At 63.2% G+C, this 19,340-nt stretch carries 8 protein-coding genes; 4 read left to right on the forward strand and 4 right to left on the reverse strand.

Annotated features, from left to right (window positions below; translation table 11 throughout):
* Both J1C49_RS20640 and J1C49_RS20645 read left to right on the forward strand, forming a co-directional pair.
* A partial coding sequence (locus tag J1C49_RS20640) for an RHS repeat-associated core domain-containing protein (protein WP_227447729.1) occupies window positions 1–5,475 on the forward strand: 5,475 nt, incomplete at its 5' end.
* A gap of 370 nt (window positions 5,476–5,845) precedes the next feature.
* A complete protein-coding gene (locus J1C49_RS20645; RefSeq protein WP_227447730.1) occupies window positions 5,846–6,052 on the forward strand; it encodes a cold-shock protein in 207 nt (68 codons plus the stop codon).
* A 243-nt stretch (window positions 6,053–6,295) separates the two neighbouring features.
* Here the strand turns inward: J1C49_RS20645 and J1C49_RS20650 are convergent, their stop codons facing one another.
* The 4 genes from J1C49_RS20650 to J1C49_RS20665 form a co-directional block, all read right to left on the reverse strand.
* A complete protein-coding gene (locus J1C49_RS20650; RefSeq protein WP_304522457.1) occupies window positions 6,296–9,334 on the reverse strand; it encodes a calcium-binding protein in 3,039 nt (1,012 codons plus the stop codon).
* Window positions 9,335–9,916: 582 nt separating this feature from the next.
* Complete coding sequence (locus J1C49_RS20655) at window positions 9,917–10,300, reverse strand: ester cyclase (RefSeq protein WP_227447731.1); 384 nt, start codon at window positions 10,298–10,300, stop codon at window positions 9,917–9,919.
* Entirely contained in the window at window positions 10,293–11,117 is an 825-nt protein-coding gene (locus J1C49_RS20660; protein ID WP_227447732.1) for an SDR family NAD(P)-dependent oxidoreductase, read from the reverse strand. Before J1C49_RS20660 ends, J1C49_RS20655 begins: the two co-directional genes overlap by 8 nt.
* Window positions 11,118–11,129: 12 nt before the next feature.
* Entirely contained in the window at window positions 11,130–12,098 is a 969-nt protein-coding gene (locus J1C49_RS20665) for an LLM class oxidoreductase (RefSeq protein WP_227447733.1), read from the reverse strand.
* 610 nt (window positions 12,099–12,708) lie between these two features.
* On the opposite strand from J1C49_RS20665, the gene J1C49_RS20670 reads away from it, so the two are divergent.
* Together J1C49_RS20670 and J1C49_RS20675 are read left to right on the forward strand one after the other, a co-directional pair.
* Entirely contained in the window at window positions 12,709–13,113 is a 405-nt protein-coding gene (locus J1C49_RS20670; RefSeq protein ID WP_227447735.1) for a BLUF domain-containing protein, read from the forward strand.
* Between the two features lie 324 nt (window positions 13,114–13,437).
* On the forward strand, window positions 13,438–19,340 hold a 5,903-nt coding region (locus tag J1C49_RS20675), incomplete at its 3' end, for a S8 family serine peptidase (protein WP_227447734.1).

The following is a 19,340-nucleotide window of genomic DNA, read 5'->3' on the forward strand; positions in this document are numbered from 1 at the left end:
CGGCTGAACGAGTTCTTCGACAGCAGCGGCGCGATCAACAGCCATTTCGAGGCGATCCGCTTCGACGGCGCGCCGGACGCGGAGATCGATCTGCTGGACGATGGCGGGTCGGGAGGCGGATTCCTCGGCGGCGAATCCGATCTGACCATTTCGCTGGATCTCGGCCCGCAGAGTGCGCCCGGGGCTCAGGCGACAGCCACTTTGCGGGTGACGGGCATCGACTCTGCCCTGCAAACCGATGCCGACGGACCGATCACCTATCTCGTGCGCATCGCCGCTGAACGCGGGCTGGTGGAGGACACGATTACCGGTCGCTCGGCAGCCACGGCCTTCCTTGTCGTCACGGTGGACCCGGAGAACCCGCCAACTGTCGCCGCGCCGATCGAGATTGAATTCGGATATAGGGGCACAGCCGGGCCGTCGAGTTCGATCGAGATCACCGCAAGCCTTGCCGACCAGAGCGCGGCCTCCGAACTTGTCGATGGCATTGTTGACGCGGCGCCTGCGTTTATCGGCGAGGCCGTGCGCGCTGCGATCTCGGACAACGCCTCAGCCGCATTGGGCACCACTGTCGAAACCCTGACAGACGGGCTGGCCGGTTTTGCGACCCGGCTCGACACTTTCGGCCTGAACGCGGACAGCGCCACCGGCGCGCTTGGCTTTGCATTGGATAGCTTCGGGGATTTCGGATCGCTCGAAGCCCGTGGTTTCGAAGGAAGCCTTGGCCAGGGCTGGCTGTCGCTGGCGGACCTGCGGCTCGAGATCAGTGACACGTCGGTGCGCCTTGCGGGGCTGTCCAATCCGGACCTGATCGAGGCCCTTCAACTGGACAGCAGCGCCTTTTACGCGGTGTCCTACTCCGTCGGGAAGGTCGCCACTCTTGACGGCGCGGTGCTTGACGCCGCCCCGCCGCCGCTGCCGCGTTTCGCGGTGCTGGAAAACGGCCAGTTTGCCACGCAAGGCGCCTTTGAAGGCACGCTCGCATCCACGCAGGACGGGTTCACGCTGACCCTCGATGACGGGCGCGTGTATCTCTTCGGTGCCGACGGACGCTTCCTCTCGCTGGAAAGCCCGACCGGCGTGACCGTTACCGCCGCGCATGACGCGGGCGGGCGGCTGACCGGCCTGACCGGTGACACTGGCGACAGCCTGACATTCGAACGGGATGCCGCCGGGCTCGTCACGGCGGTTGCCGATGAGGCGGGCCAGCGGCTGGTGCTCAGCTATGACGCCGCAGGCCAGTTGACGTCTGCAACCCTTCCGACGGGCACCGCGTCCTTCGCCTATGACGCGAGCGGCACCCTTGTCGATGCAACGGCGCCCGGTGCGCGTGTCACGTCTCTGAGTTATGACGCTCAAGGCCGGCTGAGCGGGGTCGATGCCGGGGACGGCCTGCGCCTCGAAAGCGTGGTCTATGACGGGTTTGGCGGGCTCACCCTGAGCGTTGCCGGTGGCAGCACAACCCGTGTCCAGCTCTTGCCCGGCGGTACAACGGCGCAAATCACGGATGGGGCGGGCAATGCTTCCGCGCTGGTGTTTGGCGAGGGTGGCGTCTTGACCGGGCTGCGCGCGCCAGATGGCACGCTGACCGGGTTCGACTTCGACGATCAGGGCCGGCTTCTCGAGATCACCGACGCAAACGGCGCGACGGTCTCCTTCTCCTATCAAGGCGACAACCCCGAACCGGTGCGCTTTACCGATGCGCGCGGCAATGCGCGCGACTTCACCTACAACGATGCCGGGCAGATCACGTCTGCGGAATGGCCCGACGGCACGGCGCTTTCCTTCGACTATGACGCGCAAGGTGCGCTGACCGGTTACACCAACCGACGCGAGCAGACAGTGGAATATCGCTATGATGCCGAGGGCGCGCTGGTGTCCGAAAGCGACGGATCGTCGGGGGCTGTCACCTATGCCTATGATGCAAGGGGGCGGCTGATCGAGGCAACAAACAGCGATGGCACAACCACGCTGAGCTATGACGAGGCGGGCCGCATCACTGCCGTGTCCTATCCAAACGGCAGCGGTCTCAGCTACACCTACACCGATGCGGGTCAGCGCGCGTCCATGACCGACGCGACCGGCCAGACCCTCAATTACGGCTACGATGTGCTCGGACGCCTGACCGAGCTCAGCGACGCGACAGGCACACTGGTGCGGTACACCTATGACGGTGACAACAACCTCACGCGTGAGGATAATGCCAACGGCACCGCGACGCTGTTCAGCTATGACAGTTCCGGCCGCGTGATCCGGATTGAAAACCGGGATGCCGCCGACGCGGTGACGTCCTTCTATGCCTATACCTATGACGTTGCGGGCCAGCGGATCGGCGTGGAGACCGCACAAGGCGTCTGGACCTATAGCTATGATGAAATCGGACAGCTGACCGCAGCGCAGTTTGTCTCCACGGATCCAGAGGTGCCAAGCACCGCCATCACCTATGAATATGACGCCGCGGGCAACCGCACGCGGGTGGTTCAGGACGGGGCCGAGACGCTCTACGTAAGCAACGCGCTCAACCAGTATGTGCAGGTGGGCGACGCGCGGTTCGACTATGACGCCGATGGCAACATGATCCGCCGCACCGATGCCGAAGGCGTCACACGCTATCGCTACGACGTCGAAAACCGTCTGGTGCGGGTCACCGAACCTGATGGCACCGAGATCACCTTCGACTACGACGTGTTCGGCAATCGCAGCGCGCGCACGGTGGACGGGGTCGAGACGGAATACCTTGTCGATCCGTTTGGACTTGGCGACGTGATCGCCGAGAGCACCGGCGGTGTCGAGACGGCCCGCTATGTGCACGGGCTCGGGCTTGCCGCAGGCACCGTGGGTGGCGAGCAGGTGTTTTACGAGGCCGACGCGGTGGGGTCGGTCACCGCTGTCACGAATGGCAGCGGCGCGGTGGCAAATCGCTACGCTTACACGCCGTTCGGGATGGAATTGGCAGAGACAGAGACACTCGCCAATGATTTCGAGTTCAACGGCGTTTTGGGGGTGATGGAGGACCGCGACGACCTGACATTCATGCGGGCGCGGCAATACGATCCCGAATTGGGCCGGTTCCTGAGCGAGGATCCCTTATGGTTGAGCGGGGATATTGGCAATCTACCGAGATTTGCCTTCAACAATCCCGTGAGCGTTGTCGATCCAAGCGGTGAAGTGGCACCGGCCGTTATTGCAATCTGGGGCATAACTGCCGTTGGTTCATTCCTGTCAGGAAAAACCATTGGCAGCGCTTCGGTTGAAATCCTCGCGACGGATGGCGTGATTGCAGACACTGGCATCGGAGCCGATGAAACGCCACAAGAGAGGATTGATAGGATCGGCAGCGCTGTCAACGACCTACAAATCGAAGCGTTGTTGCTTGGCGCTGGGAGTGGAGCAAAAGGAATTACCGCGGGTGTCGCTGCGCTTGAAGAGGGAGCAAAAGGTGCTCGAAGCGTTCTAAACAGCCCGTACATTACAGGCATTGAAAACACGACTGGGATTCTGGCCACTGTTTTATCCGGTGATGACCCGGATGCCGGAGCGAACACCTCATCCCCCGCCGCCGCCCATTCCGGCGCCAATGACGGTGACCCGCATATCTCCACCTTTGACGGCGTCGGTTATTCGATCCAGGCCGTTGGCGAGTTCATTCTGGCCCAGGGCGACGGCTTCCAGATCCAGACCCGCACCGAGGCAATCAACGACTTCGTCTCCGTCAACACCGCCACGGTGATGAATATCGGCGATGATGTGGTTGGCATCTACGCCCGCGACGATGTCCCGCTCGTGATCAATGAAACACCGGTCATCCTCGAACGGGGCCAGTCCGTTCAGGTCGGTGACGGCTCGGTGTATCGCGGCTTCTTCGGTGGCTCGGACGAGCTTGGCAATTTTGACGTCTACGTCGTCATGGACGGTGCCGGGAACGGCTACTGGACCAATGTCTATTTCGGCGCCAATCACCTGCGGCCCTTCGTGGCGGGCGATCAGACCGTCTCGGGCTTGATGGGCAATGCCGACGGAGAGGTGGCCAATGATTTTGCGCTGCGCGATGGGTCGATCCTGCCCAACCCGCTGCCGCAGGACGTGCTCTACGGCGCGTTTGCGGACAGCTGGCGCATCCTGCCGGAAGAATCGCTGTTCCTCTACGACGACGATGAAAGCACCGAGACCTTCACCGATCCGAACTTCCCCGGCAACATCCTGACCCTCGACGACCTCGACCCGGACGTGGTCGCCGACGCGGAAGCCATTGCCCGCGAAGCCGGGCTCGTTCCGGGCACCTTCGAATTCGAGACAACCGTGCTCGATATTGCCGTGACCGGTGATCCGATCTTTGCGCAAGGCGTCGCGGGCGCCCCTGCGTTCGTGCCGGACGATGACCCGGAAGATGTGGTGCCGGCGGAGGAGATTGTGGCAACGCCCGGGATCGGCGTGATCCTCGGCACCGACGCGATTGACACGCTGCATGGCACGCCCGAAGCCGACTGGATCTTTGCGCTTCGCGCCGGCGACACCGTCAACGCCCGCAGCGGCAATGACACGGTCATGGGGGCCGGTGGGAACGACCTGATCAACGGGCGCCAGGGCCGCGACCTGCTGGTTGGCGGGTCCGGAAACGACACGGTCTCCGGCGATGCAGGCTTTGACACGGTGCATGGCGAAGCAGGCAACGACAGGCTTCTCGGCGGTGGCGGCAACGATGCGCTGCACGGCGGAAGCGGCGCGGACAGCCTTGAGGGCGGCATCGGGTTCGACACCCTGACCGGATCGGACGGGCGCGACACACTCGACGGCAATGACGGGTTTGACAGTCTCTCGGGCGATGCGGGCAACGACCTGCTGCGCGGCAATTTCGGCAATGACACGCTGGATGGCGGGTCGGGCAATGACACGCTTGAGGGCGGGCTTGGCTTCGACAGTCTCATGGGTGGGGCGGATAACGACTCTCTTGAGGCGCGCGACGGGTTCGACACGCTAGACGGGGGTGCCGGGGACGACACGCTGCGGGGCAACAACGGCAATGACAACCTTGATGGCGGCATCGGCGCCGACATGCTCGAAGGTGGGCTCGGATCCGACGTGATGCATGGCGGGGCCGGGGATGACACGCTGCTGGGGTCCAATGGCTTCGATGTCCTGACCGGGGGGGGCGGTGCCGACTTGCTCGAGGGCAATTCCGGGAATGACATGCTCGACGGGGGCGCCGGGAACGACACGCTGCGCGGTGGTTTGGGCGCGGACACGTTTGTCTATACCGCGGGCGCTGACCGGATCGTCGATTTCCAGCGCGTCGACAGCCTTCAGATCGCCGCAACGCTGGTGTCGCAAGCCCAGCCGCAGGCCGACGACCTGCGCGCCTTGGCCTCGCACGACGCTGTGGGCGATCTTATCCTCGATTTTGGTGACGGGAACGTCCTGACATTCAACGGCGTGCGCAGCCTCGGTGCGGTGATTGATGACGTGAGCTTTATCTAGACTGGGGCGGGCGGGCTCCTGACGCGTGCGCCCCCGGCATCAAAGCGCGATAGGGGCAGACGCCCACCAACGGACGCCCCAACCGGTTCCGCGGCACCGCACCGGCAGTCTGGCAGGGCACTGCGCGTCCCGTCAGAGCGCGGCACCGGGCCGGATCATCAAAAACCGCGCATGAACCGGGCGCCGATCCGAGGGGTCCACGCATGCGAATCCTTTACTTTCTACGACTAAAGTGGCATACAGACATGTGCTACGTTACCACTATCGCACTTCCTGTCTGCCTTGGCTGACAGAGCAAACCGATACTGCTCTGACCGATGCCAGGCCGTTGCAATCCAGCGAACGGTAAGAAAAGACAGGAGAATTCACGATGGCCACCGGCACCGTGAAATGGTTCAACACCACCAAGGGTTACGGCTTCATCGCGCCAGATGAAGGCGGCAAAGACGTTTTTGTTCACATCTCCGCTGTGGAGCGGTCCGGGTTGACGGGGTTGCAGGATGACCAAAAGGTCACCTACGATCTGCAAGCCGGGCGCGATGGTCGCGAAAGCGCCGTAAACCTCGCGCTGGCCTGATTACCCGCCAAATACCCAATAGACGTGTCGAATGCCCGCGCTCCCGGAGTGTCGCGGGCATTCCTGATCAGGCAAAGGCCCGGTTGACCGCCTCTGCCTTATTATGCTCCGCGCGCCCGGCGCGGAGACTGCCCCGAGCGGGCAGGCCTCCTGAACGGGGGGAGGCTCAGGGTCTCTGGCCTGTCCGGAGCAGCCATCCGGACCCGAGACAGCACCCCCTCACGCCCACCGCGACCGGTTTTGTCAGAACAACGTGACATCATCCAAAATGGTCTCGACGCTGGTCACGCCCTGAAGCGTCAGCGCATTGCCGCCGCCGAAATCGAGCACGAGGTTTCCAGCCCCGTCGGTTTGCGCATAGCTGCGCAGGTCTTCGACCGTGGGCGCGGTCTCTGAAAGCAGCGTGGCCGCGATCTCAAGGCCATCCACGGGCTGGAAATCCACAACCCGGTCATCCCCTTCGGCATAGACGAAGCTGTCCGCGCCAAGACCCCCGCGCAGAACGTCATCACCTGCGCCGCCATCCATCGTGTCGTTGCCTGCGTTCCCTTCGAGCCGGTCATCGCCCGCGTCACCGTGCAAAACGTCAAATCCATTCGCGCCATACAGAGTGTCGTCCCCGTCTCCGCCGTTCAGACTGTCTGCGCCGAGCCCCCCTTCGAGCAGGTCTGCGTCCCGACCGCCGTCAAGCAGATCGTTGCCGTTGTTCCCCATAAGCGTATCGGTGCCGTCGCCGCCATTCAGCGTGTCGAACCCATCGCGGCCACGCAGGAAATCGGCGCCGCCATCGCCCGACAGGTCATCGAAGCCCAGCCCACCTTCAAGCGTGTCGTTTCCATCCCCGCCCGTCACCACATCATTGCCAAAATTGCCCGCCAGCGTGTCGTTCCCGTCGCCGCCTTGCAGCGTGTCGAACCCGTTGCCCGCGCGCAGCAGATCATTGCCCCCGTCACCGGAGAGACGGTCGAACCCGAAGCCGCCTTCAAGCGTGTCGTCATCCAGCCCGCCATGGAGCGTATCGTTGCCACCATTGCCGGCCAGACTGTCATCGCCTTCTGCGCCGGTGATGGAGTCATGTCCGGCGCCACCGAAAGCCGTATCAGCGCCAAGCCCGGCGTCGATACTGTCGTTCCCGTCCCCGCCCGAAAGCATGTCTCCGGCGTGATAACCGAGCAGCGTATCGTTGCCTTCGCCGCCCGAGAGACTGTCCTCGCCCGCGCCCCCGAACATCGAGTCGTCTCCGAGCTGTCCCTCGATGCTGTCGTCTCCGTCACCACCATCGAGCCGATCACCGCCATCGCCACCCAGAAGAAGGTCCGCGCCACCGAACCCGCGCAAGATGTCGTCTCCCGCGCCGCCGTTGAGGGTCTCGTCAGCCGCGCCCCCGGTCATGGAATCCGCCTCCGACGTGCCCAGCAGGTCCAGAACGATGTCATTCCCGTTGAAGGGGGTCGGGTCGTCTTGCGTCAGGACCGTCCCGTCATCAAAGACGATGCGCTCTATGCGTTGCCAGAAATCGTGGCCCGCCTCATCCGCCCCGAGGTCTGTCTCGATGGTCACCCATGTGACCTGTCCGAACGTATCCCGCATCGAGAGCAGGAACTGCGTCGCACTCGCCGCAAAGCTCACGTCTTCCGGCGCTACCCCGACGATGTGCAGGCTATCCGTTCCGCCGTCCAGGGCCTCGACAATGTGATCGAAATCCCCGGCGGTGAAGCCGCTCGACGCGCTGTCGCCCGGGCGCAGAATATAGGTGTCATCGCCATCCGCACCCACCATGCGGTCGTTCCCGCGCGCCCCGTCGAGGGTGTCATTCCCGGCGGCGCCACTCAGGGTCTCATCGCCGTCGGTGCCCCGCATCGCGTCCGCGGCATCGGTGCCGAAAACCACATCGGAGATGCCCTCGCCGCGCATCGTCACGCCATCGGCCTGCGTGAGGACGGTGCCATCGTCGAATTCGATACGCTCGTAGCGCGACCAGAAATCATGGCCGGCCTCCGCGTCCCGCTCGGTCTCGAACGCGAACCGCGAGGGCGTGCCGAAAGAATCTGTCATGGTCAGAAAGAAGAAGTCGGCGCCTCCGGTCAGATACACCTGCTCTGGCGTGACGCCCCGGACTTGCAGAACGTCAAGCCCGCTGCTGCGTTCCTCGACGATAAGCGCTTGCGGATCGTCCGGAGAGGCGGTTGAAAACCCTTCGCCAAGATCCAGCACGTAGGTGTCGCTGCCGCCACCCCCGAGAATCCGGTCTTCACCGGCTCCGCCATCCAGAATGTTGGCGTCTCTAAAGGTCGTGGCTTCAATCGTGTCGTTTCCGTCGCCTCCGTCTGCCGTGCCCTGACGGAGCGAGACAGAGTCCGCCCCGGACCCCGCAAGGATGGTGTCGAACCCGGCGCCCGTGCCCCCGGAGAGCGAATCGTCGCCCTCACCGCCTTCGATCAGGTCCGCATCGCCGCCGCCATCGAGCGTGTCGTTGCCAGATCCGCCATAAACCGTGTCGTTGCCGTCCATGCCGAACACGCTGTCATCGCCGTCCAGCCCGGAGAGCACATTGCCCAGCCGCGTTCCCCAAATCGCGTCGGCGCCGTCGGTGCCGGTTTCGTCGCGTGGATCGGTCGAAAAGGCGTGTATCGCGTAGGTGGTCCCGACAATCTCCACCCACTCGATTTCGGAAATGCGCCAGCTGTCCCCAAGCTTGTAGTTGAACGTCCAGACATAGTCCCCGTCGCGGCCCTGAAGCGTTTGAAAAAGACCGAACCCCACGCGGGAGACCAGCGTATCCTCTCCCTCACCGCCGATATAATGCTTCACGTTGAAGACATCGGGCGCGAAACCCTCGATCGTGTCGTCGCCCGATCCGCCGTCAATCGTTACGCGTCCCCCGTTGGTATCAACAATCAGGTCATTGCCGGCCCCGCCGGAGGAGCTCCCGCCCACTTCGAGCGTGTCGTCGCCATCTCCGCCGAGGACTTCCCAGCCATTGGTGATGCTGTCATTTCCCTTGCCGCCGTCGATCGTGTCGAGCCCGCTTCCCCCGTCAATGACGTCATCCCCCGCTCCGCCAAGGATGCTGTCATTATCGTCGCCGCCATCGACGGTATCGTTGCCGTCACCGGCAAAGATCGTGTCGTCATCCTCGCCACCGTCGATGGAGTCGTCACCTGCATACGCATAGATCGTGTCGAAGCCACCGAGCCCCTCGATCGTGTCGTTTGCGGCGATCCCGACCGCATCCGGGTCGCTCTCAAGAAGATTGTCGCGGTTATTGCCGGTAATGCGCAAAACGGATTGCCTCGCATTGATCAAAAATGACAGAAAAAAGGGCGATCAGCGGATCGTCTTGCAAGGAGTATCCTGCGCAGCCCGGGCAACTGCAAGGTTCAAACGCCGGTTTTGCACCGCTCGAAGGATATTGTCGAAAAATCCGGCGCAGCGCAACTTCAAGCCAATAGCACAGTGAAATATGGCTTTAATTCAGGCGGCTAGCGTAGTTTTGTGGTCTTGAGGGAAAGGCTTTTCGGATTTCAGAACCCTTTTTGCATCCGTCTCAAAACCGAATTGTCCTTTTGCAGCATGCCGATAAACCGAATTTCATCGTGACGCCTCTTCCCGTGCCTGCAAAATCCGAGGTTGCGATAAGCCAGCGTCCCATTCCCGCGAAAAGACGGGCAATATTATATGAGTCTGATTCTAATGAAACCGGCCCTGCAAAACCGCACAGGCGTCCGGATGTCGACAGGCCCCTGATCCGATGTCATGCGACGCGGCCGCCTGCCGACCGACAGGGGGGGCGCACCCCGGCGGCCCGATGATCGCCGCGACCGCGCAGCTCAGCCTGTGACCGGGAAGCGGCGACAATGCCCCTCAGAACATGCCGTTGTCATGGGCGCTGGTCTTGGGCAGTTCCTGAAGGACGTCCCAATGCTCGACGATCTTTCCCGTGTCATCCAGACGAAAAATGTCGATGCCTGCATAATCCGGCCCGCCGGGCCAGATCTGGTGGCAATGCAGGATGACGTGGTGACCGTCTGCAAATGCCCGTTTCACATCGACCCGCTTGCCGGGGTGCTCTTGCGCCATGCGCTCGAAATAGTCGATGAAGCCCTGTTTGCCGGTGGCGACATGGGGATTGTGCTGGATGTAATCCCACCCCGCGTATCGCTCGATGGCCTCGCGGGGGCGGCAATCGTTGAACATCATCTCGTAGAACGCGATGACATCCCGCTTCATCTTGTCGGGATCAGGCATCTCCGGCCTCCCGCAAATACGTTTCGATTTCTTTTTCTATCGCCGCGACGACCCGGGCAACCGTTGCCGCCTGTGCGGCATCGGCATGGGGCGGGGCGAACCGACCCGCATCGTTGTCGAAATACAACCCCGAAGCGTCGGAGAAGTCTTCCGTCAGGGCCGCTCGAACAAGGATATCTGCCCCAATCCCGATATCGTTGCCGGCTACGCCAAAGCCCTTGCGCACCATGTTGGTGGCCAGCAGGGAGCCGGGGTTCACCGCGACGGTGACAGGGCCCTCCTTGCCGCGTTCCGAAGCGAGCGCCTGGCTCCACATCGTCAGCGCCAGCTTGCTCTGGGCATAGGCGTCCATCGGCTGGAACACGCGCTGCCCCGAAAGCCCCGCCAGATCGACGGAGGCCTGCGCGGCTGAAGACAGATGGAGGACGCGACCGTCTTGCGGGATCGCAGGCAGCAACAGCCGCGTCAGCAGGGCCGGCGCCAGCGTGTTCACGACAAATCTCACATCCCGTCCGTCCGCAGTGGTCGGTTGTTCCGTCTTGAGGACACCCGCGTTGTTGATCAAGACGTCGATGCACTTGTGTTCCGCGAGCACCGCCTGCGCAAGACCGGCGACTTGAGACAAATCGGAAAGATCCGCCCGGTAGCCGGCGACCGGGCCGGCATCCGGCATGGCACGCAGGTCCGCCAGCGTGCGGGACAGCTTCTCCGCGCTGCGCCCGTGGACCAGCAATTCATGGCCATGCGCGCTCAGCTTGCGGGCGGTCTCAAGCCCGATGCCATCGGTCGCGCCGGTGATGAGGATCGTTTTGGGCATGGACATTGCCTCCTAGGCTGTGAAATCAGGCAGGATGTCTTCGGCCAGACGCTGCATCGTGGTCTTGATGTCGGCCGCGTTGAAGCGAAGGTTCAGCGCGACATGGTTGATCCCCAACGTGCGCAGGTCCGTAAGGTAGCGCCGCAGGAAATCGGTGCCCGATTGGAAACCCAGATGGATCGGGCGGGGATCTGCGTCCGCTTTGTCCAGCAGATCGATATAGAGCGACTGCATCACCGGCTTGTCCGGCAAACCGGCCTCGGCGATCCGGGCGCGGTAGCCGTCCACAAGGCGCCGCTGGCTGGCTGCATCGCGCGGATAGGTCATCCAGCCGTCGCCGTTCCGGGCAACCCAGTCGGGCGCCTGCTGGCTGCCCCCGGTGATCAGAAGCGGCAAGCGGGCGCCGACGGGCTTTGGCAGCATGTCGATCCCCCCGCTGAGCGTGCCGCAGGGCGACTCAAGGCGGGGGTGATGCTGTGCCATGGCGCGGACATAGTCCACGCTCTCACGGAAGCGCGCGCCACGATTGGGAAAGGCGATGTTCAGCGCCGGGTATTCTTCAGGCCTGTCGCCCGAGGCGATACCCAAAAGTACCCGCCCGCCCGACAGAACGTCCGCCGACGCCGCAGCCTTCGCCACATGCGCGGGATGGCGAAGCGGCAGGATGACGCTCGCGACACCAAGCGCGATACCCTGCGTCGCCATCGCCAGCGCGCCCAGATAGACAAAGGGATCAAACACTTGCCCGGCATCGCCGAATGACGGCACGTTGAACGGGACATCGCGCAGCCACAGCGCCGAGAACCCGAGCGCATCAGCCATCCGCGCCCGGTCGATGTAGCGCGTCAGATCAGGAACCGGGTCATGGCCATGGGCATCCAGCGGCGCCACCAGACCGATGCTGAGCTGCCCGGGGCGAAAGACCGAATTATAGGCGCGGTTTACGGTCTCAAACCGCTTGGTCGCGGTCTTGTCCAGCATCGGTTCCCTCCTGTGGCGTCAGATCCCGACCACGCTCCGGCGGTTGACGCAGTGCGGATCGTCGTCTTGGTCGGATGCCCGGCATGGTCGATGGCGCCGGGCTTGTCCGAAGGCCGCGTGCCCGTGCCGCGCGCCCATATCATGGATGGTCCCATATACCATCGCGTCCCGCGTCATTCGCGACAAATGACACCACGCAGTTGGGCCCTGCGCGACCGGCCCTACAATCTGACCATGCCGGCCCGGGCGATCTGGCCGGTCTCCACCCCGTCAGCCTCGGTCAAGCTCGACGCTTACCTTGCCCGAGCGCGCGTTGTTGGCGGCGAGCCGGACTGTCCGCTTGCATTGCGCAAGCCCGGCCATTCCCGGGAGCGGTCAAGCGGTCTGGCGCCGTCAGTCCGCAGGGATCGTGTCATCCGGGCATCCCGGAAGGCCCGGTGCCCAAGACGGGTGCATTTCAGCCATGCGCCGGTGACCAGCGGCACATTCCGCAAGACTCCGCACACCGGAGCGCGTAAGCTTTCCAAAGGTTGAGGATCCTGCCGACACCCGGCCCACGATCCGCCCGCGCTCAACGGAGGCCGCGATCATTTCCAATCTGCATCAACTCATCTACTGGTCCCAACCCTTCGGCTATGACGATGCGATTCTGGCCGGCATCCTGCTCGACGCCCGCCGGATGAACGCCCGCGCGGATGTCTCCGGCGCGCTTGTCTGTCGGCAGGATGTTTATCTGCAACTGCTCGAAGGCCCCGCCGACACGGTGCTGGAAACCTATGCACGCATCCGCCGTGACGACCGGCACACAAATCCCACGATCCTGACAAGCCGCGCGGTCTCTGCCCGGCTCTTTGGGGACTGGTCGATGCTGCACGACCCCGCGACCTCCTGGATGTGGTCGCCCGAAGAGATCGCGGACGGCGCGCTGGAGCGCGCAAGCGCGACCGAAGCCATCGCGGCCTTCGAAGCGCTGGGCGCCAAGGTCGCCACATCCGCGCCGACCTGCCCGCGCTGATCCCGCCCGGCGCGCCGAACCGGGTGCCGCCAGGCCGGTCCTGCGCCGCATGATCTGCACCGGTCACCCGGCGGCGCCCGCAACCCGACGTGCCGGACCGGACGACGCTGCAATCCTTTCAAAACCGTTGCCAGAGGCCAAAAACCGCGTCAGTGTGATAATGATCACAGTCGCGTCGCAGCGTTGCGGCTAGCGTCAAGACAGGATTCCGGGGGGCGCTAGGCCTGCCGAGAGTGCCAGTGGCCCCCGAAAAAGAACGCCGCGACCACGCCAGACGTGTGACCGGCGGTTTTGCAACCATTGCGCTTTGCAGGAGTTATTTTCATGGCCTTCATTCCCACCGACCCGCTTTTCGGCCAGCAATTGCACCTGCTGAACAACAATGCCGGACAGCTCGACCTTAATGTTGTCGATGTCTGGGATGACTATTCCGGTGACGGGGTGCAGGTGGCGGTGCACGAAGACGGGATCGACCTTTTGCATCCCGATCTCGCGGCGCAGCTTCTGACGACCATCGATTACGACTATACCAATAACGATTTTGACCCCTCGGCAACCCTCGGCGATCCCAGCTCCGGAGACCACGGCGTCGCCGTGACCGGGATCATCGGCGCCCAGCAAGGCAACAACCTTGGCGGCGTTGGCGTGGCCTGGGGCGTCGAGATGGTCGTCTATCGTGGCTATGGCGCGGCCGGGGGAGAGAACATCTACGACAGCGCCGGTCTGGGCGACGGGCTTCCCACCGATGGCGGCCCGGGCAACACCAACGGCAATGACAACGGCTCGGACATCATCAACAAAAGCGCGGGCTTTGGCGCCAATGTCTTTATCGCACGAACCGCACAGCAAGAGGCCCTCGCCGAAATCGCCGAATTCGGGCGCGAGGGGCTGGGCACGCTGTTCGTGAAATCCTCCGGCAACAGCCGCGCGGGGGCCAATTCCTCCAGCCGCGAAGAAGGCACCGCCGAAGCGGAGGACACGGTTCAGCATTCGATCAACGTGGCCGCCCTGCGGGCCGATGGCTGGGTGACCTTTTCCTCGACACCGGGTGCCAACCTTCTGGTCTCGGCCTTCTCGCACGGGCTGAACAATTCGGGAAACATCACCACGACCGATCGCATCGGCACCAACGGTTACAACACCAATACAACCCCCAATGGCGGCGATTACGTCAGCACCTTTTCCGGAACCTCCGCCGCCGCCCCGCAGGTTGCGGGTGTCACGGCCCTCGTTCTGGAGGCCAACCCCAATCTCGGCTGGCGCGACGTGCACGATATTCTGGCCTATTCCGCGCGCCATGTGGGCTCCGCCGTGGGCACCGCGGCCAATACCGGCGCGCCAACAGGCAGTGGGTTCGAACAAGCCACCCAGCTTGACGGGTCAAGCTGGTTCTGGAACGACGCAAAGACATGGAACGGCGGCGCGCTGCATTTCTCCAACGATTACGGCTTTGGCCTGGTGGATGCGCTGGCGGCTGTGCGGCTTGCCGAAACATGGGACAGGCATTCGACGACCGCCAACCAGACCACCGGGGAGATTGACCTCGACTTTACGCCGCTGACCGTGACGAACAGCTTTGTCTCTCAGAGCGCATCGCTGGATGTGGATATGGTCATCGAATATGTGACGGTGAATATCGACTTCACGATCGATGACCTCGCCGATGCCGAGATCTTCCTGCTCTCGCCGCAAGGCACGCGCGTGCAACTGCTCAACGATACCGGCGATACGCAGTCTTTCTCTACCGGGGGAGGAGGGTGGGATTTCGGCACCAACGCATTCCGCGGCACCGTGAACCTTGGCGCCAGCGACCCGACCAATACCGGCGACTGGCAGATCCAGTTCCGCAATGACGACGGTGCGTCCAACGGGTCTTTTGTCGTCAATGACGTTGACATCACCTTCACGGGCCGCGCTGTCGGCGGCAATGATCTCTTTGTCTTTACCGACGAATATTCCAATTATGCGGCGGGGTCGGAACATGTCACCTCGTTTAGCGGCAACCTTGCGAGTTCGGCGCGCGCAACCCTGAACACGGCGGCGGTGACGTCGAACACCGTGCTCAACATGCAGAGCAATACCGGCTTGATCGACGGTGTCGCCATGATGGCCACTTTCATCGACCGGATCTATACCGGGGATGGCAATGACACCATCACCGGGGACAGCTTTACAAACTTCCTGCACTCCGGGCGTGGCAATGACAGCATTGTCGGAGGGTCCTCCGCCGGGGAGACGATCAATGGCGGGCCCGGAAACGACACGATCGACGGTGGGGCGGGCGATGACGTCCTGATCGATGGCGTTTTCCAGTCGTCGGAAGGTGTCGACTCCCTCAACGGCGGTGCGGACGACGATCTGATCATCGTGGACTGGGTGACAACCGGCAATGTCTACGAAGGCTCGCTCGGCAACGACACGGTCGATACCAGTGTCGACAACACCTCGGTCAATATTGACCTGAGCACACCGAGTTTCACGAGCTTCGGATCCACTTTCAGCGGCTTCGAAAATGCCATCACCGGCAGCGGCACGAATTCCCTCACCGGAAGTGACCTCGCCAATCTGCTGATTGCCGGACGCGGCAATGACACCATCGACGGGCTGGGCGGCAACGACACGATCATCGGTGACGATCTTCCCTTCGGCATGCTCGGCGTCAATCTCGACGGCAATACCGACCAGTATTTCGAGGCCGAACCGCTGACCGAGATGCCGACCGGCGTCTTCACCGTCGAATGGCTCTACCGGAGCGAGGCGGCCCCTTCCTCGGGCATCCCCTTCGTGTCCTACGCGGTCACCAACAGCACCAACGAGTTCCTGGTTTTCGGAGGCACGAACGGCAATATCTCCGTGTTCGTCAACGGGTTTGCCCTGGATACGGGCATCGCCACCACAAGCGTTCAGGACGGCGACGTGCACCGCATTTCGGTCAGCCTCAACACCGGGGCCGGACCAAATGGCCGGGTCTCGCTTTATATCGACGGGGTCGAGGAGTTCCGGGGACAAGGCCCGAACACCGCCTTTGGCACGCCCCTGAGCCCCGGCGGCACGTTCATCATCGGTCAGGAACAGGACGGCAGCACGCCGGGCACCGCCTTTGACCCCACCCAGATCGCGCAGGGCACGATCGGCGATATCCGCATCTGGTCCATCGAGCGCGAGCAGGCCGATATCGACGCCACCCAGTTCACCCAGTTCGACGCGCTCGACCTGCCGGCAAACCCCGCGCTCGTCGCCAATTGGCAGGTCAACACCGACACCCGCAGCTTCGACGCGCTGGTCGGCGCGACGGCCCTGACGATGGACTCCCCGGACGGCAATCCCTTCAAGTTCGAGCGCTACAGCCACGATGGCGGCAACGACACAATCGACGGCGGCAGCGGCGCGGATCTCATCTTCGGCGGCTCCGGCACCGACACGATCAACGGCGATGGCGACAACGACACGATTCTGGGCGGTGCCGGCGCGGACAGCCTCACCGGCGGCACGGATACCGATGCGCTGAGCTATGACGGCTCCACCGGCGGCGTGATCGTCAATCTCACGGCCAACACGGCCACCACGTTCAACGGCCTCTCAAGCCATGCCGCAGGCGATACGATTTCCGGTTTTGCCGACCTCATCGGCTCCGATTATGACGACCGGCTTGCCGGTGACGCGGGCGCCAACAACATCGTCGCCGGTCAGGGCGATGACATTCTCGACGATACCGCCGGTGCCGATACGCTGCGCGGCGAGGCGGGCGACGACGGCTTCCAGGTCGACGCAGCCGATGACGCACCGGGCAAGGTCTATGACGGCGGCGACGGAATGGATCGGATCAATTTCTTCGGCACGGGTGCGGGCTCGACGGTCGATTTTACCGATGACACGGTGACCGGGATCGAGGAGCTGCGGTTCCTGTCGACCGTCGCGCCTTTCAACGGCGGCGGCACGGTCTTCTTCAACGCGAGCCAGGTCGCCGGTTTCGCCCTGTTCGAAAAGTCTGGCGTCACCGCGGCGGCCACGGTCGACATCACGATGGATCAGGCCACCCTTGACCTTGGCGGCATCACCGTCACCGGCTTTACAGCGATCGACCGGTTCATCATCACCGGCCAGTCGGTTGTCGAAACCATTGTCGGTACGACCCAGAACGACAGCATCAACACTGGCGGCGGTGACGACAGCATCGCGGCAAATGACGGCGATGACATCGTCGAAACCGGCCTTGGCATCAGCGATCTCGACGGCGGGACGGGGGAGGACACGGTCAGCTTCGCCACCGCAACAGACGCGGTTACCGCGAGCTTCCAGTCAAGAGGGTTTGCATTCGCAGGCGCCCCGGCGATCCTCGGTGAGATCGTGGCTTTCGAACATATCGTCGGGTCGGCGTTCGACGACGTTCTCGATCTGTCTGATACCAATCCCGTTGGTCTCGACCCGACTGTGGTGAAATCGGCGCTTGGAGGAGCAGGCAACGACTTTCTGGGCGGGTCCAGCAATGACGACCTGCTGGAAGGCGGCAATGACAACGATACGCTGGCGGGCAGAGGCGGCGTTGACACGCTTCTTGGCGGGCAGGGCATGGACGAGTTCCAATACCTTTCCGGCATCAGCGCCCTTGACGCGAGCGACAGCATCGAAGGAGGCACCGGGGAGGACATCCTCTATATCGGGGCTTTCACCGCCCAGACAAGCGCGGTCGACCTGCGCGGCGCAAGCCTCACAAGTATCGAAATGCTGCGTATGCAGAACGACAGCTCTGACGCTGTTGTTCAACTCAATGCATCGCAATTCGGGACCGGCCTCGCCTTCGATGCGCAAGTCACCAACCAGAGCCAGGGGACGTTCAACAGCCGTGTCGAGGTCTTTCTCGACACGCCCGGCTTTTTCGACCTGAGCGATATCACCCTGATCAACTGGGGCGCCGACGACCGCATCCTCATCACCGGAAGCGGCTCGGACGACAATATCATCGGCACGTCCGGGAATGACAGCGTCGAGGGCGGCGGCGGCAATGACGCGCTGCATGACACGCTCGGCGCCGACACCCTGCGCGGCGGCGACAATGACGACGGCTTCCAGGTCGCGGCACCTGCCAACGGCGTGGGCGAGGTCTATGACGGCGGGGCGGGCTTCAATACCATCAACCTGTTCGGAAACGGTCCGACATCGGTCTTTGATTTCCGCGACGACACGCTGACCAGTATCGACGAGATCCGCTTTCTCAGCTCTGCCGCACCTTTCGAGGGCGGCGGCACCCTGCAACTGCTCTCAAGCCAGTTCCAGGCGATTGCCAATTACGAACGGGTAGGCGGCAGCGGTGAGGCGATCATCGACGTCGCGATGGATACCACAAACGTCAATCTCCTCAATGCGACCTATACCGGGTTTCTTGCAACCGACAGCTTTGCGGTGCGCGGCAGCGGCAATGACGACACGATTGTCGGTTCGGTGCGCAACGATACGCTCGAAGGCAATGGCGGCAACGACCTGATCTTTGGCGCGGCAGGCGACGACACCATCGACGGTGGCGGCGACACGGATACCGTCTCCTACAATCTCAGCCTTGTGGGCGTGACCGTCGATCTGCGCGACGGCGCGGCGACGGGCGAGGGAACTGATATGCTGAGTTCCATCGAGGCGGTTCGGGGCAGTCTCTCCGCCGACCGACTCTCCGGATCGAACAACACCGACGAGCGTCTCGAAGGCATGGGCGGCAACGACACGCTCGCCGGGCGCGGCGGCAACGATACGCTCATGGGCGGCGACGACAGTGATCTACTGCTGGCCGATTCCGGGGACGACTCCATGGATGGCGGCGCACAGACAGATACGGTGTCCTTCGCCTTCGTGGCGGCTTCGGTCCGCGCCAACCTTGAGGGCGGCACTGCCACCAGCACGCTGTCAGGTGCCGACACCCTCGTCGATATCGAAAATCTCATTGGCTCGCGGGAGCGCGACATCGTCTACGGCTCGCGGAATGTGGGCAATCACATCGACGGCGGGGGCGGCAATGACCTGATTTTCGGCCTGAGCGGTGAGGATACGCTGATCGGCGGCGCGGGGGATGACGACATCGCCGGCGGCGATCACGCCGACTCCCTGCTTGGCGGAGAAGGCGAAGACACCCTCAGCGGAAACAGTGGCGATGACAGCCTTGAGGGCGGCGAGAACAACGACACGTTGCTGGGCGGCGCGGACAGCGACACGCTGATCGGTGGCGCGGGTGAGGACCGTCT

This window comes from Cognatishimia sp. F0-27 (assembly GCF_020667845.1).
In the GTDB taxonomy this organism is placed as follows: domain Bacteria; phylum Pseudomonadota; class Alphaproteobacteria; order Rhodobacterales; family Rhodobacteraceae; genus JAFMPQ01.